The sequence below is a fragment of the Sinimarinibacterium arenosum genome, from assembly GCF_005047655.1.
GTDB lineage: Bacteria > Pseudomonadota > Gammaproteobacteria > Nevskiales > Nevskiaceae > Solimonas.
In genome coordinates this window covers 57,177-78,906 of sequence record NZ_SUKF01000005.1, presented here as the reverse complement: position 1 = coordinate 78,906, position 21,730 = coordinate 57,177, and the positions used below count along the sequence as shown (strand labels likewise).

At 63.7% G+C, this 21,730-nt stretch carries 13 protein-coding genes; 9 read left to right on the top strand and 4 right to left on the bottom strand.

All coding sequences use genetic code 11. The annotated features are described in order from the left end of the window. The first annotated feature begins 12 nt into the window (after nt 1-12). Entirely contained in the window at nt 13-2,070 is a 2,058-nt protein-coding gene (locus E4T66_RS11400) for an acetoacetate--CoA ligase (RefSeq protein WP_248679650.1), read from the top strand. 123 nt (nt 2,071-2,193) lie between these two features. Continuing rightward, on the top strand, nt 2,194-3,546 hold the full coding sequence (locus tag E4T66_RS11395) for a DUF1329 domain-containing protein (RefSeq protein WP_136849167.1): 1,353 nt from the start codon (nt 2,194-2,196) through the stop codon (nt 3,544-3,546). 280 nt (nt 3,547-3,826) lie between these two features. Here the strand turns inward: E4T66_RS11395 and E4T66_RS11390 are convergent, their stop codons facing one another. Then, nucleotides 3,827-4,576, bottom strand: coding sequence for an FKBP-type peptidyl-prolyl cis-trans isomerase (locus tag E4T66_RS11390; protein WP_136849166.1), 750 nt, complete (start codon nt 4,574-4,576; stop codon nt 3,827-3,829). Nucleotides 4,577-4,664: 88 nt separating this feature from the next. Then, complete coding sequence (plsB, locus tag E4T66_RS11385) at nt 4,665-7,148, bottom strand: glycerol-3-phosphate 1-O-acyltransferase PlsB (RefSeq protein ID WP_136849165.1); 2,484 nt, start codon at nt 7,146-7,148, stop codon at nt 4,665-4,667. On the opposite strand from plsB, the gene E4T66_RS21860 reads away from it, so the two are divergent. From E4T66_RS21860 to E4T66_RS11370, 3 genes are all read left to right on the top strand, one after another. After that, nucleotides 7,056-7,739: a DUF4112 domain-containing protein gene (locus tag E4T66_RS21860; RefSeq protein ID WP_136849164.1), complete on the top strand. Its 684-nt coding sequence runs from the start codon at nt 7,056-7,058 to the stop codon at nt 7,737-7,739. The two genes, plsB and E4T66_RS21860, sit on opposite strands and share 93 nt — an antisense overlap. A gap of 152 nt (nt 7,740-7,891) precedes the next feature. After that, the gene (locus tag E4T66_RS11375) at nt 7,892-9,388 is read left to right on the top strand and encodes a peptide MFS transporter (protein WP_136849163.1); all 1,497 of its coding nucleotides are present in this window, start codon (nt 7,892-7,894) and stop codon (nt 9,386-9,388) included. 66 nt (nt 9,389-9,454) lie between these two features. Then, a complete protein-coding gene (locus E4T66_RS11370) occupies nt 9,455-11,395 on the top strand; it encodes a M2 family metallopeptidase (RefSeq protein ID WP_136849162.1) in 1,941 nt (646 codons plus the stop codon). A 152-nt stretch (nt 11,396-11,547) separates the two neighbouring features. Here E4T66_RS11370 and E4T66_RS11365 read toward each other — a convergent pair whose 3' ends face one another. Continuing rightward, nucleotides 11,548-12,165 carry a YdbL family probable chaperone protein gene (locus E4T66_RS11365; RefSeq protein WP_136849161.1) on the bottom strand — a complete coding sequence of 206 codons (618 nt, stop codon included), beginning with the start codon at nt 12,163-12,165 and terminating at the stop codon, nt 11,548-11,550. A 79-nt stretch (nt 12,166-12,244) separates the two neighbouring features. Continuing rightward, entirely contained in the window at nt 12,245-14,065 is a 1,821-nt protein-coding gene (locus tag E4T66_RS11360; RefSeq protein ID WP_136849160.1) for a translocation/assembly module TamB domain-containing protein, read from the bottom strand. A 79-nt stretch (nt 14,066-14,144) separates the two neighbouring features. On the opposite strand from E4T66_RS11360, the gene E4T66_RS11355 reads away from it, so the two are divergent. The 4 genes from E4T66_RS11355 to E4T66_RS11340 all read left to right on the top strand — a co-directional run bounded on the left by E4T66_RS11355 (nt 14,145) and on the right by E4T66_RS11340 (nt 21,660). Then, entirely contained in the window at nt 14,145-16,442 is a 2,298-nt protein-coding gene (locus tag E4T66_RS11355) for an NADP-dependent malic enzyme (RefSeq protein WP_136849159.1), read from the top strand. Nucleotides 16,443-16,493: 51 nt separating this feature from the next. After that, nucleotides 16,494-18,293 carry a patatin-like phospholipase family protein gene (locus tag E4T66_RS11350; protein WP_136849158.1) on the top strand — a complete coding sequence of 600 codons (1,800 nt, stop codon included), beginning with the start codon at nt 16,494-16,496 and terminating at the stop codon, nt 18,291-18,293. Between the two features lie 202 nt (nt 18,294-18,495). Beyond that, nucleotides 18,496-19,146 (top strand): TetR/AcrR family transcriptional regulator, encoded by a 651-nt coding sequence (locus E4T66_RS11345; RefSeq protein WP_136849157.1) that lies wholly within the window; start codon nt 18,496-18,498, stop codon nt 19,144-19,146. 36 nt (nt 19,147-19,182) lie between these two features. Next, nucleotides 19,183-21,660 (top strand): acyl-CoA dehydrogenase, encoded by a 2,478-nt coding sequence (locus tag E4T66_RS11340; protein ID WP_136849156.1) that lies wholly within the window; start codon nt 19,183-19,185, stop codon nt 21,658-21,660. Nucleotides 21,661-21,730 lie beyond the last annotated feature (70 nt).

The following is a 21,730-nucleotide window of genomic DNA, read 5'->3' as shown; positions in this document are numbered from 1 at the left end:
GGAGCCGGGGGCGTGGCCTCGTTGGGCTCACTCAGAGTGCCGGTGGTGACGCCTCCGGCGATCGCCGAGGGCCAGTGGCTGTGGTCGCCGCATGACGCGTTCGTCGCTGACGCGCCGGTGGAGCATTTCCGCCGTTGGCTGAATGCGCGCCGTGGCATGGATCTGCCGGACTATGACGCGTTATGGGCCTGGTCGGTGGCCGATCTCGAAGGCTTCTGGGCCGCGATCTGGGACTATTTCGAGGTGCGGTCGGAGACACCCTACCGGTGCGTGCTGGATCGTCGCGTCATGCCGGGAGCGCTCTGGTTCGAAGGTGCGCGGGTCAACTACGCCGAACATCTGCTGCGTCACGCCACGCTCGCACCGGATGCACCGGCCCTGATGTTTGCGTCCGAGCGCGGGGTGCTGGGTCGGCTGTCGTGGCGCGAACTCGACCGTCAGGTGCGCCAGCTGGCAACGCAGCTTCGTGCGCTCGGAATCGGTCCTGGAGACCACGTCGCTGCCTTCATGCCGAACATTCCGCAGACTGCGATTGCGATGATGGCGACCGTGGCCGTCGGTGCCATCTGGTCGACGGCTTCGCCGGAGTTCGGCGCCAGTGCCGTGATCGACCGCCTGCGGCAGGTCCGGCCAAAGCTGCTGTTTGCGGTCGATGGCTATCGCTTTGCGGGGCAGGACTATTCGCGGGTCGAGGAGGTGCGGCGGATCTGCGCACAGCTGGACAGCATCGAACAGCTGGTCTGGCTGCCCTATCTCGACGCTGATGCGATCCCACCGCCGGTGCATGCGCAGGTGCGGTTATGGACGACGCTGCTGCGCAGCCCCGACGGCCCGGTAGAGGATTTCCGCTTCGAGCGGGTTGCACACGATCACCCGCTCTGGGTGTTGTTCTCATCCGGGACCACCGGGCCGCCGAAAGCCATCGTGCACAGTCATGTCGGTGTGCTGGTGGAGCATCTGAAACTGACGGCGTTTCACGTCGGACTGCGTCAGGGTTCGCGGGTGCTGTATCACTCGACCACCGGCTGGATGATGTGGAACGTGCTGATCGCGTCGCTGCTGCAGGGCGCGACGGCGGTGCTGTATGACGGCAGTCCGATCGAGCCCGACCCGCTGGTTTTGTGGCGCATAGCGGACCAGGCGGGGGTCGATGTGCTGGGGGTCAGCCCGGCTTACGTGCAGATCCAGCAGCGCGGTGGCGTGCGGCCGTGCAAGCAGTTCGCGCTGGAACGCCTGAATACAGTGCTGCTGGCCGGTGCGCCATCCATGCCGGAAACCTTTGCGTGGTTCTACCAGGCAGTCAAAGCGGACCTCTGGGTGACCTCGCAGAGCGGAGGTACTGAAGTGGCGTCGGCGCTGGCGGCGGCGACACCGACGCACCCGGTCTATGCCGGCGAGATCCAGACCCGCGCGCTCGGGGTCGACGCGGAAGTCTGGGACGATCAGGGCAGAGCCCAGATCGATCGCGTGGGTGAACTGGTGATCCGCAGTCCGATGCCGTCGATGCCTTTGCGTTTTGCCGATGACGCGGACGGACGACGCTACCGCGATGCCTATTTCACCGGGTACCCGCAGCATCCGGGGGTATGGCGGCATGGCGACTACATGAAGCTCAATGCCCGGGGTGGTTGTTACATCTACGGCCGCTCCGATGCGATGTTGAATCGCTACGGGGTCTGCATCGGTACGTCCGAGATCTATCGCAGCGTTGAGCGTGTGCCTGAAGTGCTCGACAGCCTGGTCGTATGTTGCGAGATGGCCGGCGGTCGCGTGTTCATCCCGATGTTCGTCAAATTACGTGCGGGTTGCTCGCTGGATGTCACGCTGCGTGAGCGCATTGCCGCGCAGCTGCGCAGCGATTGCAGCCCGCGGCACGTGCCGGATCAGATCTATGCGGTCGACGAGATTCCCTACACCTTGACCGGAAAAAAGATGGAGGTTCCGGTGCGGCGCCTGCTGATGGGCGCAACGCCTGCGCAGGCCATGAGCCGTGACTCAACGATGAATCCGGCGGCGATCGACTGGTTCGTGCGATTTCGCGAACGGCATCTGGCCATGCTCAGCGGTTGAGACAGCAGAATAATGGTTCGTCCCGTCCCGTCCCGTCCCGTCCCGTCCCGTCCCGTCCCGACTGGTCTGGCGCGCGCATCTGAACTATCGTAAGGCGCTGACTCGTGAGGAGAGGGGATAACAATGAAAAGCGCATCGTGTATCGCGCTGCTGATGGCGTTCGTGGCGCTTCCGGTACTGGCCAAGATCAGTCCGGAAGAAGCTGAAAAGCTGAAGTCCGGTCTGACGCCGGTGGGCGCAGAGCGCGCTGGCAACAAGGACGGAACCATTCCGGCATGGGACGGCGGACTGAGCACCGCGCCAGCGTGTTTCAAGGGCGAAGGCAGTCGCTACTGCGATCCGTTTCCGGATGACAAGCCCGAATTCACCATCACCGCGCAGAACATGGCGCAGTACAAGGCCAAGCTGAGCGAAGGTCAGCTGGCGATGCTGGAGAAGTTTCCCGGCACCTACAAGATGAACGTGTACCCGACGCGGCGTACCGCTGCGTATCCGCAGTTCTACTACGATGCAACCTACAAGAATGCGCTCGAAGCCGAACTTGGCGGCAATGGCGAGGCTCTGATCAATGCAATCGTTGGTGTGCCGTTTCCCGTCCCGAAGTCGGGTGTGGAGCCGGTTTGGAACCACAAGGTGCGTTATCGCGGTCAGGGTACACGTCGCTGGAACAACCAGGCTGCAGTGACTGCATCGGGCAACTACAACCTGGTCAAGATCCGCGAAGACGTCACCTTTACCTATAGCAAGCAGGGTGCGACGCCGGCGTCGCTGGACAACGTCATCATCTATTTCCTGCAGCTGGTGACCGCACCGCCGCGTCTTGCGGGCACCATCACGCTGGTCCATGAAACGATGGATCAGGTCAAGGAACCGCGCCGCGCCTGGCAGTACAACCCGGGCCAGCGGCGGCTGCGCCGAGCGCCCAATGTCGGTTACGACAATCCCGGTACCGGCGCTGACGGTCTGCGCACCAACGACCAGACCGATACCTTCAACGGCGCGACCGATCGTTACACCTGGAAGATCGTAGGCAAGAAGGAGATGTACATCCCTTACAACGCGTACGTGATCCACAGTGACAAGTACAAGTACAGCGACATCATCCAGAAAGGGCACATTGACCAGAATCTGGCGCGTTACGAGCTGCATCGCGTCTGGATTGTCGAAGGTGAGGTCAAGCCGACGACAACGCACATCTATGCCAAGCGTCGTTTCTATTTCGACGAAGACAGCTGGCAGATCGCGCTGGTCGATATTTACGACCGTCGCGGGCAACTGTGGCGCTGGCAGGAAGCGCATGTCGCCCAGGCTTACGACAAGCCGTATCTGGCGCCGGTAATCGAGACGATCTACGACATGCAGAACAATCGCTATCTGGTGCAGGCGATGAATAACGAGGATGAGGAATCCGCCGAGCGCGTGTTCGAGCCGTCGTACTTCGATCCCAGCAACGTGCAGAAACAGGCGACCAAGTAAGTCGTTGCAGCATTTGAGTGATTCAGGGCGCCTGCGGGCGCCCTTTTTCATGCGTGCCGGTCGGGCGCGACGAGGATGCTGCTGCGCTCGGGTGCCAGATTCGCGAGCCCGCAGTCGGACAGACCCAGACAACAGCATCCACGGCCAAGTGTGGTCCGATGGCTATGGCGCGCCGCAACCGGGTCATCACCTGTCGTTACGGACGACACACGCAAAACGGCCGGCTTGCGCCGGCCGTTTTGAACCTGGGATCCACCCCGCGAACGGGGCCGGAGGAGGCTTACTTGGCGTCGCCTTCCGCCTTCGGCGCTTCGAACGACAGCAGTTCGACTTCGAAGATCAGCGTTTCGTTGGGGCCGATCTTGACGCCGGCGCCACGCTCGCCATAGCCGAGCTTGGCCGGGATGTAGAACTTGTACTTGGCGCCGGTGCTCATCAGCTGTACGCCCTCGGTCCAGCCCGGGATCACGTTCTTCAGCGGGAACGTCACCGGCTGGCCGCGCGAGTACGAGCTGTCGAATTCCTCGCCGTTGATCAGTGTGCCCTTGTAGTGCACGGTCACGGTGTCTTCGGCCGTCGGGTGCTTGCCGTCGCCTTCGGTCAGGACTTCATACTGCAGGCCCGAATCGGTGGTCTTGACGCCTTCGCGCTTGCCGTTATCGGCCAGGAACTTCTCGCCCTCGGCACCGGCCTTGGCGGCCTGGTCGGCGCGCAGCTTGACCTGACGCTCCTGCATCTTGCGCGAGATGGTGTTCTTGATCTCTTCACGTGCGGCGTCGTCCATCTTCGGCTCGCCGTCGGCGAACGCGTCATCCAGGCCCGCCTTCAGCGCGGTGATGTCGACGTCTTCCTTGACCGGCTGCAGGGACTTGCCCAGATCGATGCCGATGGCATAGCCGAACTTCTGCGCGTCAGATTCCAGCGTTGCATTAGTGCTGGCCTGGTCGGTCGAAGCGGTTTCCTGCTTGGCGCACGCCGCCACCAGCGTCAGCGCGCAGGCGACGGCCAGATAACGAATTGATGTGTTCATGATTCCCCGGGATACAAAAAATGGGGCGAAGTGCCCCGGCGGCAGATTATAGCGCGGTGCCCGGAATCTGCCGGGCACCGCGCACGAGTCAATGGACCGCGGTTTGGGCGGCGGGTTCCGTGTGTTTGCGCCGGGTCAGCAGCTGCAACAGCATCTGCCGGCTTTCGTCCGACAGCAGCTCCTGCGAGCGCTCGGCGATACGTTCGATCCGCGCGTCCACGACCAGACCCTGTTCGCCGGAATCGGTCACCAACCCGATCTCGATCAGCGTGTTCAGGTAGCTCTTGAATAGCGCCTTGTCGAAGAATTCAGGGGCATCGCGTCCGGTCAGGATTGCCATGCGCTCGGCCAACAGGCGGCAGTCTTCCTCAAAACGCACCCGTTGCAGCGGGCCGGCGGTCCTGCGTTCTTCTGCCAGCAGCAGCGCGGTCATGCAGTAACGCTCCAGGGTTTCGCCAAGGACGCGGCCCAGCATCGCCAGGGTCGAGTAGGCGGCAGCACTGGCGTCCGGGCGGCGCAGATGTTCGCCCTCGCGCGACAGCAGTCCCAGCTGCACCATGACCGTGATCCACTCGCGGGCGACGCCCTCGATTTCGTCGACGCCGGGGCGCAGGAAGAACTCGCGCCGCAGGAACGGGTACAAGGCGCGCACCCCGGTCAGGATGGCCTCGTCGCTGAGCAGCAGCCGGGTCCGGAACAGGTTGGCGATCAGCGACGGAATCGCGAACAGATGCTGGATGTTGTTGCGGTTGTAGGTCAAAGCGACGGCGTCGCGCGCGCTGATGCCGTAGAGGTTGCCCCAGGGGTGAGACACCTTGGACATGCGGGCGATCGGTGCGCTGGACTCGACCACCGCTTGCGGCGCGGGTTCGGGAATGTAGCGATCCGGGCTGTCGGGACTGCCCTTGAGCAGCCAGATCAGGTGTCCGATCTGCTCGATCAGTTCGTCGTGCGAGACCACGCGTTCCGGCGACGACAGCAGCGCAACTGCAGCCAGGCCGGTCGGGTTGGCGACGGCCGCACGATTGATCCGGCGTGAATTTTCGAGGGCGATATCGGCCACGAAAGCCTTGAAGCCCTCGGGCGTCTGGTCAGCGGCGAAGCGCGAACGCCAGTCCGGCAGACGCTCGTCGGCGAATTCCTGCAGCGGCAGCGGTTCGCCGAAGTTGATGTAGGCCTTGCCATAGGATTTGCCAAGGATCTTGCCGGCCTTGAGCAGGCCTTCGGCGGACTCCTTCTGCTTCTTGGCGCCACGCAGTTCCTTCGAATAGCTGCCGACTTCCCAGCAGCGGTCGTAACCGATATAGACCGGCACCAGCATGACCTTGCGCGTGCGCTGCTTCAGGCCGGCCTCGACCACCATCGACAGCAATCCGGTTTTCGGTTCGAGCAGGCGGCCGGTGCGGCTGCGGCCGCCTTCGGGGAAGAATTCGATTGAATAGCCGCGCTGGATCAGCGAGTCGACATAGGCACGGAACACGGCGGTATAGATGCGATCGCCCGAGAAACTGCGGCGCATGTAGAACGCGCCGCAGCGGCGCAGCAGTCCGCCGATAGGCCAGAAGTTCAGATTGACGCCGGCAGCGATATGCGGCGGAACCAGCCCGGCGCGGTACAACGAGTACGACAGCAGCAGGTAATCCGCATGCGAGCGATGGGCCGGCATGTAGATCAGCTCGTATTGCTGGGCCCAGTCCCGCACGCGGTCGAGGCCGCGTACGTCAATGCCGGAAAACACGCGCTTGAATACAACGACGCTGAGGAACCGCTCGAGGAAACTGATGCTCGCGGTGGCGTAGTCCGCGGCAATCTCCTCGGCGCACTTGCGTGCATAGGCGCGCATTTTCAGTTGCGCCGATCCGGCGTCAGCTTCCTGCTGGATCGCCTTGAGCACGCCCGGTGCATTGAGCAGCGAATCGATCACAACGTGCCGCGACAGCAGCGTGGGGCCCAGAGCCGCGGTGCGCGCGCGCAGGAAGTGGAAGTGCAGGCCGCGGACCAGCTTGCGGATCGACGTGGTCGCGTCCGCGCCCTTGTCCATCTGTTCGCGGAAGTTCAGCGGCAGGCCGAAGTTGGCGAAGATGTTGCGGCCATTGGCCAGCATGATGAACAGCTTCTGCACGCGACCGGCCTGGACGTTGTCGGCGAAAATCAGCTTGAACCAGCTGGTCTCCTTGCCCGGATCGCGTCCCCAGAAGATCGAAACCGGTACGATTTGCGCGTCGAAGCTTTGCGTGGCGACGCCGGTCTCGATCAGGCGCAACAGATCGGTGTTGCGCACGCGGGTTTCGAGCAGTGCCGGCATATAGACCACGCCAGCCCGATTGGGCGTCGGAAAATTGGATCCCGTGCGGCTGGGGGCCGGCAGGTCCAGATCCTTGCAGATGCGATCCAGCACGAACAGATCGGCCCAGGAACGATTGGCCAGTACAAAGACGACCGGCTTTTCCGGATCCAGGCCAATACCCTCGATCAGAGGATGCGGCGCGGTGGAATACCGCAACGAACGCGAAAAGGGTCGGAACAGCCACCACACCAGAGAATAAGTGATGCGATTGATCAGATCACGCATGAGTCGAGCACGTCCGTTGATCCCCCCGGGGACGATCGGCGAGTTTTCGCCGTATCTTGTTGTATTGAATCGCAGCCAGTGTACCGCAGGACCTTTGACCGAATGACGTCATCCAGCACTCCTTCCGCTTCACCTCCGACGCACCATTTGGAGGCGCATGCCCTGCGTGCGCGCTTGCACAAAGTGGCGCGAATCCTTGACAGCGGCATCGGTGTTCCGGGCACTCGCTGGCGTTTCGGCGTGGACGGGCTGATCGGTCTGGTGCCAGTGGTTGGGGACCTGTTCGGCCTGTTGATGGGCGCCTATTTCTTGTTCGAAGGCGCGCGTATCGGTGCACCAACGCGGTTGCAGCTGCGGATGCTGGGCAATGTCCTGTTTGATGTGCTGATCGGCCTGGTGCCGGTGATCGGCGATCTGGCTGATTTCGCGTTCAAATCCAATCAGCGCAATGCGCAATTGCTCGACCAGCACCTGGACCGGGTGCTGACGCCGCAGACACCGACGCCCCGTTCGCGCCGTGGCGGGATCTGGGTGGCCGGCGCCCTGTTGCTGCTGGCGGCAGTGCTGATCGCCGTATGGCGATATGCCTGATTCAGGCCCACGTTCAGCGAACGGGCGGGGGTTTTTCCCCATGGTCGTGTTGCGCCAACGGCGGCATAGTGCAGCGCACGATTGACCCACTGGAGCTCGCGCGGCATGGTGGGCACGGGTGGACCCACCAGATACCGAGTTCGCAGCCATAGATGACCGATAAGACCTGGGCCGGACATCCGAGCGGCCTATCCACGCTGTTTTTCACCGAGATGTGGGAGCGCTTCAGCTACTACGGCATGCGCGCCATCCTGGTGCTGGCGATGGTGGCCGCCGTCGAAAGCGGCGGCATGGGCATGGACGATCGCACTGCGACCGCGGTCTACGGCATCTACACCGCCGGGGTCTATCTGTTATCGCTGCCGGGAGGATGGATCGCCGACCGATTGCTGGGTCAACGCCAGGCCGTGTGGTATGGCGGCATCCTGATTGCCTCCGGGCACTTCACCATGGCCTTGCCGCTGGAGCCGACCTTCTTCGTCGGCATGCTGCTGATCGTGCTCGGCACGGGTCTGCTCAAGCCCAACATCAGCGCGATGGTGGGCCAGCTCTATGCAGGCGACATGGGTGCGCGGCGCGACGCCGGTTTTTCACTGTTCTACATGGGCATCAATATCGGCTCATTCTTCGGGCAGCTGATCTGCGGCTTTCTCGGAGAAAAAGTCGGCTGGCACTACGGCTTCGGTGCGGCCGGCGTGTTCATGGCGCTGGGCTTGGTGCAATACCGCCGCACCGGCATGCGTCTCGGAGACGTCGGTCTGCATGTCGCCAGTTCCGGCGACGCCAGCCGCGACGCACGTGAACGCCAGCGTGGCTGGACCATCGTCTGGATCGGAATGACGCTGCTGCTTGCGGTGATGCTGGCGGCGCTCAGCGGCACGATGGCGCTGGATGCGATCGCGATCGCATCGGCTGGCGTTTACGTCATCGTTGGCGGTGCCGGCATGTTCTTTCTGTACGTGATCCTGTTCGGGGGGCTCGACCTCGCCGAGCGCAAGCGCGTCGGCGTGATTGCCGTGTTCTTCGTTGCGGCGGCGGTGTTCTGGTCCGGTTTCGAACAGGCGGGGTCGAGCTTCAACCTGTTTGCCGACCGCTATACCGATCGCATGATCTTCGGCTGGGAGATGCCGGCGTCATGGCTGCAGTCGGTCAATCCCATGTTCATCATTCTGCTCGCGCCCTTGTTTGCGACGCTGTGGGTGCAACTCGGCAAGCGCAACATGGATCCGTCGATCCCGGCCAAGTTCAGCCTCGGCCTGGTGCAAATGGGACTCGGCTTTCTGGTGCTGTATTTCGCTTCGATCTATGTCGTTCAGGGTGAAAAGGTTTTGCCGACCTGGCTGTGTCTGACCTATCTGCTGCACACCACGGGAGAGCTGTGCCTGTCACCGGTGGGCCTTTCGGCGGTCACCAAGCTGGCGCCAAAACGCTACGTTGGCCAGATGATGGGCACCTGGTTCATGGGTGCATCGCTGGGCAATCTGATCGGCGGCCTGATCGCCGGTCATTTCGGCGAGGACAACGTTGCCGAAATGCCGGCACGTTTCATGACGGTATTCCTGACCACCGCCGGTTTCGGCGTGCTGCTGGCGCTGTTCATCGCGCCGATCAGGAATCTTGCAGGTAAAACCGAGGCGCCGGGACCGTGACTTGCGGACCGTTCTGGGCAGAAGCAATGCCGCGCGCCCTGTCGATGATGAGAACCGGAGAATTTGATGCGTAAACTGACCGATTCGCGAACGCTGCTCGCCGCGGCGGCGACTCTTGCGTTGGCGGCCTGTGGCAAGCAGGAAGCGCCGCCGCCCGCACCCGCCGCGGCAGCGCAGCCGACCGCAGCAGAAGCTGACGCTTTTGTTGCCGGCGTCAATGACGACTACCGCAAGCTGTTGCCGTATCTGAATGCGGCGCAATGGGCGCAGTCGACCTACATCACCGATGACACCCAGCTGCTGGCGTCGCGCGCCAATGAGGAGTGGCTGGAATACCTCAGCGGCAAGGTGCAGGAGGCCAAGCGCTTCAATGGGGTCGAGATGTCGCCGGATACGCAGCGCGGCATGATGCAGCTGAAGCTTTCGACCGCCAATCCGGCACCCAGCGACCCTACCAAGCGCGCCGAGCTGGCCAAGATCCTGTCGAAGATGGAAGCCAATTACGGTTCCGGCAAGTGGTGCCGCAGCGAAGGCGATTGCCTGACCCTTCCGGAAATCGAGAAGATCATCAACGATCCGAATGCGACGCCGGAAGCGCGTGAACAGGCCTGGGCCGGCTGGCACGCGACCTCGAAGCCGATCAAGGCGGACTATCAGCGCTTTGTCGAACTCGGCAACGAAGGCGCCAAGGAACTCGGGTTTGCCGATCTCGGTGAGATGTGGCGTGCCGGTTACGACATGACTCCCGCCGAATTCGATACCGAAGTCGAGCGTTTGTGGACGCAGGTGCGGCCGTTGTACGAAGCGCTGCACTGCAATGTGCGCGCAAAGCTCAATGCCAAGTACGGCGACGACGTTGTGCCCAAGGACGGCCTGATTCCGGCGCATCTGCTCGGCAACATGTGGGCACAGCAGTGGGGCAATATCTATCCGCTGGTCGAACCGTATGCCGGTGTCGGCAGCCTCGATGTAGACAGTGCACTGCGGGCGCGGCGCGATGACGAATATAAGAAGCTGGTCGGCGAGTTCAAGGGGCGGCCGACCTCGGTGGACCTGGCCGAGCTGGAACACAAAGCCGATGCCGCAATGGCCGTGAAGATGTCCAAGATTTCCGAGGACTTCTACACCTCGCTGGGCTTCCCGGCGCTGCCGGAGTCGTTCTACGAGAAGTCCCTGCTGGTACAGCCACGCGATCGCGACGTGGTCTGCCACGCCAGCGCCTGGGACATGAACATGCAGGGCGATGTGCGGATCAAGGAATGCATCGAGCCGACATCCGAGCATCTGGAAACCATCCACCACGAAATGGGGCACATCTATTACTACCTGATGTACAACGGCCTGCCGCCGCTGTTCCAGACCGGCGCGCATGACGGCTTCCACGAAGCCATCGGCGACACCATGACGCTGTCGCTGACGCCGGCGCACCTGAACAAGATTGGCCTGGTGCCGGAGCAGACGCTCGACGAAAAGTCGGTGATCAACGCGCAGATGAAGCTGGCACTGGACAAGATCGTGTTCCTGCCCTGGGGCAAGCTGGTCGATCAGTGGCGCTGGAAGGTGTTCTCCGGTGAGATCACGCCGGATCACTACAACGAAGGCTGGTGGAAGCTGCGTGAGGCTTACCAGGGCGTGGCTGCGCCGCTGGCGCGCAGCGAGGATGATTTCGATCCGGGTGCCAAGTACCACATTCCTGGCAATACGCCGTACACGCGCTACTTCCTGTCGTTCGTGATCCAGTTCCAGTTCCAGAAGGCGCTGTGCGAGGCTGCCGGCTTTGACGGCCCGCTGAACGAGTGTGACATCTACAGCAACAAGGAAGCCGGCAAGAAGTTCATGGACATGCTGGCACAGGGCGCCAGCAAGCCGTGGCAGGACACGTTGGAGAAGCTCACGGGCTCGCGCGAGATGGACGGCAGTGCGTTGATTGAATACTTCGCGCCACTGATGAGCTATCTGGCCGAGCAGAACAAGGGCTTGTCCTGCGGTTGGGACGGCGAGAAGTAAAGGGGCGCAGCCGGGGCGGCTGCAATGTTGGGGGGAGTCCGGGCGGCACGCGCGAGCGTGCCGCCTTTTTTGTCCAATCTGCCGTTACTTGTCCCGGCCGGCGGAGCGCTCTGGCTTTTCGGCGGGCGACGGTTAATCAACGCGCTCCGCGCTTACTTCTGCTTCCACGCCCCGCCGGCGTCCTGATACCACCAGCCTGCAGCGGCCTTGGCGATCCAGCGTCCGGCGAACACCTCACGGATCTGCGCTTCCCATTGTGGCTGACCGTTGACCGTGGCGATCTCGCGATACAGCGCAGCGCGATCGGCGTTCTCGTTGGCGACCATCGTGCGCACCGCGTTGCGGCTGGCCAGCGGCACGGCGGCGGGATCGCGCACGGCGATATAGCCGTCGGCACCCAGACCGATCACGCCGGCGTCGAGCTGCGGTTTGAGCTCGGCGAAACGGCGCTCCATCTGGGTCTTGATTCGCGTGATTTCGGGCGACGAGGCATCGATATTCGGTTCGCCCGCTGCGGCCGGCGGAATCAGCAGATCCAGCAGCGCGACCGCGACTTGCTGCGCGTCGAGGCGCTGCAGTGACGAGGTTGGCGGGGGCGAGGCCGGTGCGCTGGGTGGAGGCGTGCCGCCCCAGACGTCATCGATGATGCGGTCGGCCGCTTTCTCGGCGGCGGCGGCCGGGAAATAGACATTGATCGTGACGCAGGCTGCGGTCACCAGTGCCGTGGTTGCCAGCAGCGGACCAAACAAACCGTGTCTGAAATTGCGCATGTGAAAGGCTCCGGAACAGCACCAGAATAGAGCGCCAGTATAGGCCGGCGTTCTGAATACGGTGTGAACCGGCGCGCCCTCAGCGCACCTGGGCCGGGCCGCTGCTGCCCAGGCCCTTCAGCTGTGCCATGAACGTGCGCCAGTTGACCTGGGTTGAATAGCCGACGACGTCGATACGCGGCAAACCCTTGCCCTTGACCAGCACATAGCCGCGCCCGTCGGGGCCGGGCTTGATCCCGCTCATGCGGCACACACCATTGTCGAGTGCGCAGCGCCAGCCGATGCGATCGTAGGCGAAGTCCTCGAAGAAGCTCATGAATCCGCGCGACAGCAGCCCGGTGGGGCCGCCACCGATTGACGAGATGCTGTCGATTGCGCGTTGTGAAATGCGGTGACGCGAGCGGTCGTCGGGGCTGCTGTACAGACGCGCATTCATGGCCACGGGCTCCCAGCCGACCACTCGCAGCCCTTCAATGTCACCGTCGAGTCGGCCTTCGATGCGGCCGAAGTCGAACGCGCCGGTGACCGCGGCAAGATCGAGCCGACGCAGCTCGATGTCGGCGGCGATCCGAGGCAGCACGCTGAATGGTTCAATCACCTGCAGCTTGCGCACTTCGATGTGGCCGTCGAAGGCGGTTGCCGACAAGGTGCCGTCGACATCGATCCGGCGGTTGCGCAGTTTGAGTCCGGGCAACTCACCGGACAGCTGGCCGCTGAACTCCGGCCAGCCCAGGGCACGGCACAGTTCCGGCAGTTCGATCGGCTCGATGGCCGCCGCGAAGTTGGCCTGCACCTCGGGAGACCCGAGGGCATCGAGTGCGAGGGTGTCGATACGCAATGCGCCATCGAGAACCGGGATGCGGCTGGGTGCAAGCAGGCGCAGGGCGCGACCACCGAGTTGCAGGTCCAGCTGGCTTTCACCTACTGGCACCCGGCCCAGCCGGGCGGATTGCCACGACAGCCTCGTCGGCGGCGTGGCTGTCGCTGTGTCGGTTGCCCAGTGGGCGTCAGCGCGCAGTCCGGTCAGTTCGGTATTGAAGCCGGGCAGCTGCAGTTGCCGGGCATGCAGCTGCAGCGCGGCTTTTTCGACTGTTCCATTGAGCAACGTCAGGTCCAGAGCGGCGTCGCCGCCGGCCGTCAGGCCTTGAATCGGGGTGCCGGCCAAGGCGGGCTGCACGTAGCTCGCCAGCAGTGCGTCCAGGTGATTGCTGCGCAGCTGCAGCGTCAGCTGGTGGCGCTGCGACGCGGCGGTCGTGTCGAGCTTGCCGTCGAGATGCAGCTGACCGATGCCGTCCTGCTCCCAATCGACGCTGTCGAGCTGCAGCGCGCCGGTGCTGCGGTATTGCCCGCGGGCCTTCAAGGTCGCCGGCTGGACGCCGAAGTCGACAAACACCGGCTCGACATAGGCCTGTCCGGCGGGCAGTTGCAGCGTGGCGTCAAAGCGTGTGCGGCGACCGTTCTGCGACAGCGTTGCTCTGAGCGTCGCCTTCAGCTGATCGGTGGCAATGCGACCGTCGGTGGCGTTGTAGCTGAGGGTGGCACGGGCATCATTGAGCTGCAGTTGCCAGCGGTCAATGCGTTCCAGCTGCAGGTCAAAGCGCGCCGTCAGCTCGCCCAGAGCCGCGTCGGCTGCGTGCAGGCGACCGCCGCTGCAACGGGGGGCTGCGGCGGTGTCCAGCCGTGCGCAATGGCCATCGACACGCAGTGAAGTGCCCGGCAGTTGCGGCAGCTGCACGCGGTCGGCGCTGACGCTGGTGCCGCCGCGCGCCTGCCAGTCCAGCGTGACGTCTCTCGCCTCGACCGCAGCCGATTGCAGGCGACCGATCGTCAGTTGTATCCGCTCGACCGCGCTGGCGGTAGCGCAGTTCAACAGCAATCCGACGATCAGCAAGGCACGCATACCGGCTATCATCGCAGCGCCTGAAGCGGCGTGCAGCCGCTTCGACGTTGTTGACTCATTGTCCGGATACACCTTCAAGATGAATACGCGCGAACGCCTGCGTCAGGCTGCCCTCGAATATCACGAGTTTCCGACGCCGGGAAAGCTGGAGGTCACTGCGACCAAACAGCTGGTCAATCAGAACGATCTGGCCCTGGCGTATTCGCCCGGCGTCGCAGCCGCCTGCGAAGAAATCGTGGCCGATCCGGCCAACGCCTTCCGCTACACCGCGCGCGGCAACCTGGTGGCAGTGATTACGAACGGCACCGCGGTGCTCGGCCTGGGCAATATCGGTCCACTGGCGGCCAAGCCGGTGATGGAGGGCAAGGCGGTCCTGTTCAAGAAGTTTGCCGGCATCGACGTCTTCGACATCGAGATCAATCAGCCCGATCCGGACAAGCTGATCGAGACCATCGCCGCGCTGGAACCGACCTTCGGCGGCATCAATCTGGAAGACATCAAGGCGCCGGAATGCTTCCACGTCGAGGAGCAGCTGCGCAGCCGGATGAAGATTCCGGTGTTTCACGACGATCAGCACGGCACCGCGATCATCGTTGGCGCCGCGGTCACCAACGGCTTGCAGGTGGTCGGTAAGTCCTGGGAACAGGTCAAGCTGGTGGTCAGCGGCGCCGGCGCTGCGGCGCTGGCCTGCGTCGATCTGCTGGTCGATCTCGGTATCCGTCGCGAAAACGTCTGGTTGACCGACCTCGCCGGCGTGGTCTGGGACGGGCGCACCGAGCTGATGGATCCGCGCAAGGCGCGCTATGCGCAGCCGACCACCGCCCGCAGTCTGGGTGAGGTCATCGGCGACGCCGATATCTTTCTCGGTCTTTCGGCGGGCGGGGTTCTGAAGCCGGATATGGTGGCGAAGATGGCGCCGCGGCCGCTGATTCTGGCGCTGGCGAATCCGACGCCGGAGATCACGCCGGACGAGGTGCGCAGCGTGCGCGACGATGCGGTCATCGCGACCGGGCGCACGGACTATCCGAATCAGGTCAACAACGTGCTGTGCTTCCCGTTCATCTTTCGCGGTGCGCTCGATGCCGGCGCGACGACGATCACGCGTGAGATGGAGATTGCCGTCGTCGATGCCATTGCGGATCTGGCGCGACAGGAGCAGAGCGACGTGGTGGCGACCGCTTACGGCGTACAGGATCTGACGTTCGGTCCTGAATACCTGATTCCGAAACCATTCGATCCACGTCTGATCGTGCAGATCGCGCCAGCGGTGGCGCGCGCGGCGATGGACTGCGGCGTGGCGACGCGTCCGATTACAGACTTCGACGCTTACCGCGAGCGCCTGCAGCAGTTCGTGCATCACAGCGGCACGATGATGAAGCCGATCATCGCTGCGGCGCGCAAGGTCGAGCCTGAGCGCAAGCGCATCATTTTCGCCGAGGGCGAGGAGGAGCGCGTGCTGCGCGCGGTGCAGGTGCTGGTCGACGAGCGCATCGCCAATCCGATTCTGGTCGGGCGTCCGGCGGTGATCCAGAAGCGCATTCACCAGGCGGGCCTGCGCCTGCGCGAGGATGTCGACTATCGCATCGTCAATGTCGAGGACGATCCGCGCTATCGCGAGTACTGGCAGGACTATCACCGGCTGATGGCACGCCGTGGCGTGACCGCACAGTTCGCGCGGCTGGAGCTGCGGCGGCGCACGACCCTGATCGCCGCGATGCTGCTGGCCAAGGGCGAGGGCGACGGCATGATCTGCGGGACCGTCAGCACGACCGACCGCCATCTGCGTTACATCGATCGCATCATTGGCAAGCGCCCCGGGTGCAAGGTCTACGCCGCGATGAACGGCCTGATTCTGCCGGGGCGCCAGGTGTTCATTGTCGATACCCATGTCAATGTCGACCCCAATGCCGCGGAGATCGCCGAGATCACGCGCATGGCCGCAGAGGAAATCCGCCGCTTCGGCATCGAGCCGCGCGCGGCCCTGTTGTCGCATTCGAACTTCGGCAGCAGCGATTCGGCCTCGGCGCAGAAGATGCGTGACGCGTTGGCGCTGCTGGCCGAACAGGCGCCGGAGCTCGAAGTCGACGGCGAAATGCATGGCGACTGTGCGCTCGACGAGACCTTGCGCAAGGCCATTCTCCCGGACAGCCGACTGCAGGGCGCCGCCAATCTGCTGGTGTGCCCGAACATCGACGCAGCGAATATCGCCTACAACCTGCTGAAGACCGCGGCCGGCAACAATGTCGCGATCGGGCCGATCCTGCTCGGATGTGCTGCCGCAACGAATATCCTGACGCCGTCGGCGACGGTGCGCCGCATCGTCAATGTGGCGGCACTGACGGTGGTGGAAGCCAATGCCGCACGCGCGTCCGGCTGACGATCATCCGACACTTGCCGCCGCCACCGGTCCGGCGCAAGACTGACGCCAATGTCCACCGCATCGACGTCGACCCTGACCCCGCGCGCCGTGCTGGCCGAGTGCCCGTTGTTCGCACGGCTCAACGCGGCAGCGCTCGATGCACTCGCGGAGCAGGCGGAGCTGATCGAGATCCCCAGCGGCCGCGCACTGTTTTCGGCGGGCGGACCCTCCGACAACATCTACATCGTCGCAACCGGACGCCTGTGTGCCGTGCTGCAGGACGGCACCATCGCCGGCTGGATCAGCCCGCTGGAACCGATCGGTGAAATCGGTGCGCTGGTCGAGGAAGCCCGCAGCGCCAGCGTTCATGCGGTGCGCGACAGCGTTCTGGTCCGCATACCCAGCCAGCATCTGTATGCAGTGGTCGGGCAGTTTCCGGGCGCGCTGATCGAAATCACGCGAGTGGTGATTCATCGGTTGCGAGCCAATCAGCGCGTGCAGCGGCTGGATGCCCAGCGCCGGACCCGCAACTTTGCGGTGATCCCCGCGTTACCGGACGCCGATGCGGTCATGGTTGCACATGAGCTCGCGCAGACCTTGTCGGCAAACTGCAATACGCTGTTGATGGATGCGGCTACAGTTGATTCCGCACTGGGTGGCGGCACGTCGGACACGCGTATCGACGGCGGGGCAGCGAACACCCGGCTGGTTGAGTATCTGAATCGTGCCGAGCTGCAGAACGATCACCTGCTGTATCTCGCAAATCCCAATCCGGACGCGTGGGCACGGCGCTGCATGCGTCAGGCGGATCGCATTCTGCTGGTGGTTGATGCAAAGACGCCGGCTTATGTCACCGCAATGATCGACGAGCTGCGCCGCAGCGGTACGCGTGCGCCGGTGGATCTGGTCGTGATCCGGCCCGAGGGCAGCGGTCCGGGGCCGGTGCTGAACTGGATGGAGTTTGCCGGTGCACGCGCGCACTATTTCGTGCGCCGGGACAGCGCCGATGATTTCGCCAGTCTGACGCGGCAGCTGATCGGCCGCGGCATCGGCCTCGTGCTAGGGGGTGGCGGCGCGCGCGGCTTCGCCCATATCGGTCTGTTGCGGGCGATGCGCGAGCTCGGTATTCCGGTCGACGCCACTGGCGGCTCCAGCATGGGAGCGTTCTTCGCGGCGCTGGCGGCATGCGGCTATGACCACCATGAGATGCTGCACATCGCGCGCGAGACCTACGTCAACAACAATTACCTGAACGACTATCTGTTTCCGACCATTGCGCTGATCCGTGGGCGCAAGTTCGTGAAACGCCTGCACTCGATCTTCGACGAGCGCGTGATTGAAGGCCTGCGCAAGCCGTTCTTCTGCGTCTCGACCAATCTGACGCGGGGCCGGCAGATGGTGCATGACCGCGGTCCACTGTTCATGTGGGTCGCGGCCAGCATGGCGGTGCCCGGGGTTGCGCCACCGGTGGTGTATCGCGGCGAACTGCTGTCCGACGGCGGCGTCATCAACAATCTGCCGACCGACGTGATGCAGGCGCAGGAGCGTGGGCCGATCGTGGCCTCGGATGTCAGCAATGAAGGCGGACTGGGGGCGCCCGGCATCGAAGGCCCGGATCCCGAAGGCTTGTTCCAGCTCAAGGGTGATGCCGAGCGTCCGCGGCTGTTCTCGATCATCTTCCGCACCGCAACGCTGACCAGCGAAAGCGGCACCGCGCAGCGTGCAGCACGCGCCGATGTCTATGTGCGCATGCCGGTCAACGGTATCGGCATGTTCGACTGGAAGCGACTCGACGAGGTCGTCGAGCGCGGCTATCGCCACGCGATCGAGCAATTGGCGGCACAACGCGACAAGCTGCTGCCCGGCTAAGCGCCGCGCGACCGAGCGGCGGTCCGAGTCCGCACTTCCAAAACGCCTGCACTGACTCACCGTTCCGGGTCGATTGGCCGTAGCGACATTGGTGAACGTCTGTTTACTCTTGCGCCATACGCAAGCGTATGGATACACTGCAGCGCGTCAATACGCTTCCGTATTGTTCCGACCGACACCACGATGGGCTGCCCGCTGCGCCATGAAAACTGCCGGATCCGCTGCCGAAACGAAACAGAATCTGACCGCCGAGGACTGGGCGCGTGCGGCGCTGGATGCCATCGCCAACGGTGGCATCGAAGCCATTGCGGTCGAGCCCCTGGCTCGGCAGCTCGGCGTGACCAAGGGCAGTTTCTACTGGCATTTCGCCAATCGCGAGGCGCTGCTGCGCGCAGCGCTGGAGCTGTGGGAACGCCGTGAGACCGAAGAAGTGATGGCGCGTGTCGGCGACGAGGCAGATCCCTATGCGCGCATCGTCAAGGTGTTCAAGGAGGCCAACGCCGGCTATCGCTCGGGACGTCTGTATCTGGCGATTGCGGCGGCCGAGGATCACCCGGTCGTCAACGAATTCGTGCGGCGGGTGTCCGAGCGGCGCATGGGCTATCTGGTCGAGTGCTACGAAGCGCTCGGCTTCACACCGGCCCGCGCGCAGCACTGGGCGCGGTTCGCTTACGCCACCTTCATGGGCAATCTGCAGATTCGCCGCGATACACCGGATCTGATGCCGACCGATGCCGCGTTCAACGAATACCTGAAATTGATGATCAAGACGCTCATCCCGCGGGAGGTGGCGGCGACGAGCGCGGACGACCACCCCCACGTCGTGCCCCTGCATGGCGCGGACGGTCGCTAGTTTCCATTCACACATTCAAACCTCCCGGAGATTCCAATGACAGGACTGACCCTGACTCTGCTGACTCTCGCTGCGGCGTGGGCGCTGGCGTTTGTTGGCGCGCCGTTGCTGATCTGGACCGCCGCCGTCGGCGCAGTGTTGCTCTCGGTGTATGCCGCGGGTTTGATCGGCAGCATCGGCCTCGGTGTCGCTGCTGTGATCTATGTGCCGCTGGCGCTGTTGCTGAACCTGCGGCCGCTGCGTCGCGCGGTGGTGACCAAACCCATCTTTGGCGCGTTCAAGGCGGTATTGCCGGAGATGTCCTCGACCGAGCGCGAAGCGCTGGAGGCCGGCGACACCTGGTGGGAGGCCGAGATGTTTCGCGGCCGGCCCGACTGGAACAAGTTGCTGGACTTCAAGTACACCGAGCTGACGGCCGAGGAACAGTCCTTCCTCGACAACGAATGCGAGGAACTGTGCAAGCTCTGCGACGACTGGAAGATCGAGTTCGAGCACAAGGATCTGCCGGAGGAAGTCTGGGCCTACATCCGCGAGCACAAGTTCCTCGCGATGCTGATCAAGAAGGAATTCGGCGGTCTCGGCTTCTCGGCCAACGCGCAGTCGGCCGTCGTCACCAAACTCGCGACGAAGTCGATCGCGATGGCAGTCACGGTGATGGTGCCCAACTCGCTGGGCCCGGGCGAACTGCTGATGCACTACGGCACCAAGGGCCAGCAGGACCAATGGCTGCCGGGGCTGGTGTCGGGCAAGGAGATTCCCTGCTTTGGCCTGACCGGTCCCGAGGTGGGCTCGGACGCGACTGCGATGCCGGATCTGGGCGTCGTCTGCTACGGCGAGCACGACGGCAAGAAGGTGCTCGGCATCAAGCTGAATTTCTCCAAGCGCTACATCACGCTCGCCCCGGTGGCGACCGTCGTGGGTCTCGCGTTCAAGCTGCGCGATCCGGACGGACTGCTCGGTGACAAGAGCAAATCCGAATACGGCATCACCTGTGCGCTGATCCCGGCGAAGCATCGGGGCGTGTCGATCGGCCGTCGCCACTATCCGGGCGCCGCGTTCATGAACGGCACGATCCACGGTCGCGATGTGTTCATCCCGGTCGACTGGATCATCGGAGGGCCGGCCATGGCCGGCAAGGGCTGGCGCATGCTGGTCGAATGTCTGTCGGCGGGGCGCGGCATCTCGTTGCCGGCGCTGGCGACCGCGGCCGGCCAGACCGCGTATCGCATGACCAGCGTCTACGGTCGCTTCCGTCGCCAGTTCAAGGTGTCGATCGGCAAGTTCGAAGGCGTGCAGGAAGCCACTGGTCGCATCGCGGGGTATGCGTACACACTCGAAGCGATGCGCGTGATGACGGCCTCGGCGGTCGATCACTGCGCGCCGTCGGTGGTGACGGCAATCGCCAAGTACCACATGACCGAGCTGATGCGGAAGATCGTCACCGACAGCATGGACGTGATGGCGGGCAAGGCGATCCAGCAGGGTCCGCGCAACTTCATGGCCACGGCCTACAAAGCCACGCCGGTGGCGATTACTGTCGAAGGCGCGAACATCCTGACACGCAACCTGATGATCTTTGGCCAGGGTGCGATCCGTTGCCACGAATACGTGTTCCCGGAGATGGAAGCAGCGCGCGAAAACGACCTGAAAGCCTTCGACAAGCTGCTGTTCGGCCACATCGGCTTTTCAATCAACCGTGCGGTGCGCGCGTTCACGCTGGGCCTGACCGGCGCCCGTCTGGCACGGGCTCCGGTGGCGGGCGAGCTGGCGCCGTATTTCCGCAACATGGAGCGCTTCTCCGCGGCGCTGGCGTTCTGCTCCGATCTGACCATGGGCGTGCTGGGTGGCAAGCTCAAATTCATGGAGCGGCTGTCGGCGCGGCTGGGGGATGCGCTGTCACAGCTGTACATCGCCTCGACGGTCGCCAAGTTCTACCTGGAAGGTTCGAAATCGCCCGAGGAACTGGCGCATGCGCGCTGGGCGCTGGACAACTGCCTGTACGAAATCAGCAAGGCCTTCGATGAGTTCCTGCGCAACTTCCCGGTGGCCTGGGCACGCGTTGCGATGCGTGCTGTGGTGTTCCCGCTGGGCAATCGCTTCCGTGCGGTCAGCGATCGCGACAACGCAGCGGTGGCCGACATGATTCTGGAACCCAGCGACGTGCGCGAACGGGTGTCGTGGCTGGTGTTCAAGAATGGCGGCGTGCATGACCCGATCGGGCGCATGGAACAGGCCTGGCAGGTGTCGCAGGACTGCGAGGCCGGCTATCTCAAGTTCTACAAACTGGCGTCCAAGGGCGAGTTGGCGGGCGACAGTATCGCCGAGCGTCTGTCGGATGCGGTGAACCGCAATCTGATGACGCGCTCGGAGGCCGATCAAGCCGACGAATACGATCGGGTGCGTTACGACGTGATTCTGACCGACGACTTCAGTCAGGAGTACATCGCCGGCAACTACGCAGCTGAGCGCGCCGAAGTGATCGAAATGTCTGCGGCACGTGCTCGCGTCGCCTGAGGCGGCGCCGATGCGATGACTGCGGGCCGGACGCTCAGCGTCCGGCCCGTTCTTGTTCCTGTGGTCTGCA

What these genes read in the sequence shown, in the direction of transcription:
- E4T66_RS11370 (WP_136849162.1), top strand. Translation starts at nt 9,455, where the DNA reads ATGCGTAAACTGACCGATTCGCGAACGCTGCTCGCCGCGGCGGCGACT.
- E4T66_RS11350 (WP_136849158.1), top strand. Translation starts at nt 16,494, where the DNA reads ATGTCCACCGCATCGACGTCGACCCTGACCCCGCGCGCCGTGCTGGCC.
- E4T66_RS11375 (WP_136849163.1), top strand. Translation starts at nt 7,892, where the DNA reads ATGACCGATAAGACCTGGGCCGGACATCCGAGCGGCCTATCCACGCTG.
- E4T66_RS11365 (WP_136849161.1), bottom strand. Translation starts at nt 12,165, where the DNA reads ATGCGCAATTTCAGACACGGTTTGTTTGGTCCGCTGCTGGCAACCACG.
- E4T66_RS11345 (WP_136849157.1), top strand. Translation starts at nt 18,496, where the DNA reads ATGAAAACTGCCGGATCCGCTGCCGAAACGAAACAGAATCTGACCGCC.
- E4T66_RS11340 (WP_136849156.1), top strand. Translation starts at nt 19,183, where the DNA reads ATGACAGGACTGACCCTGACTCTGCTGACTCTCGCTGCGGCGTGGGCG.
- E4T66_RS11390 (WP_136849166.1), bottom strand. Translation starts at nt 4,576, where the DNA reads ATGAACACATCAATTCGTTATCTGGCCGTCGCCTGCGCGCTGACGCTG.
- plsB (WP_136849165.1), bottom strand. Translation starts at nt 7,148, where the DNA reads ATGCGTGATCTGATCAATCGCATCACTTATTCTCTGGTGTGGTGGCTG.
- E4T66_RS21860 (WP_136849164.1), top strand. Translation starts at nt 7,056, where the DNA reads ATGCGGCGCGGTGGAATACCGCAACGAACGCGAAAAGGGTCGGAACAG.
- E4T66_RS11395 (WP_136849167.1), top strand. Translation starts at nt 2,194, where the DNA reads ATGAAAAGCGCATCGTGTATCGCGCTGCTGATGGCGTTCGTGGCGCTT.
- E4T66_RS11355 (WP_136849159.1), top strand. Translation starts at nt 14,145, where the DNA reads ATGAATACGCGCGAACGCCTGCGTCAGGCTGCCCTCGAATATCACGAG.
- E4T66_RS11360 (WP_136849160.1), bottom strand. Translation starts at nt 14,065, where the DNA reads ATGCGTGCCTTGCTGATCGTCGGATTGCTGTTGAACTGCGCTACCGCC.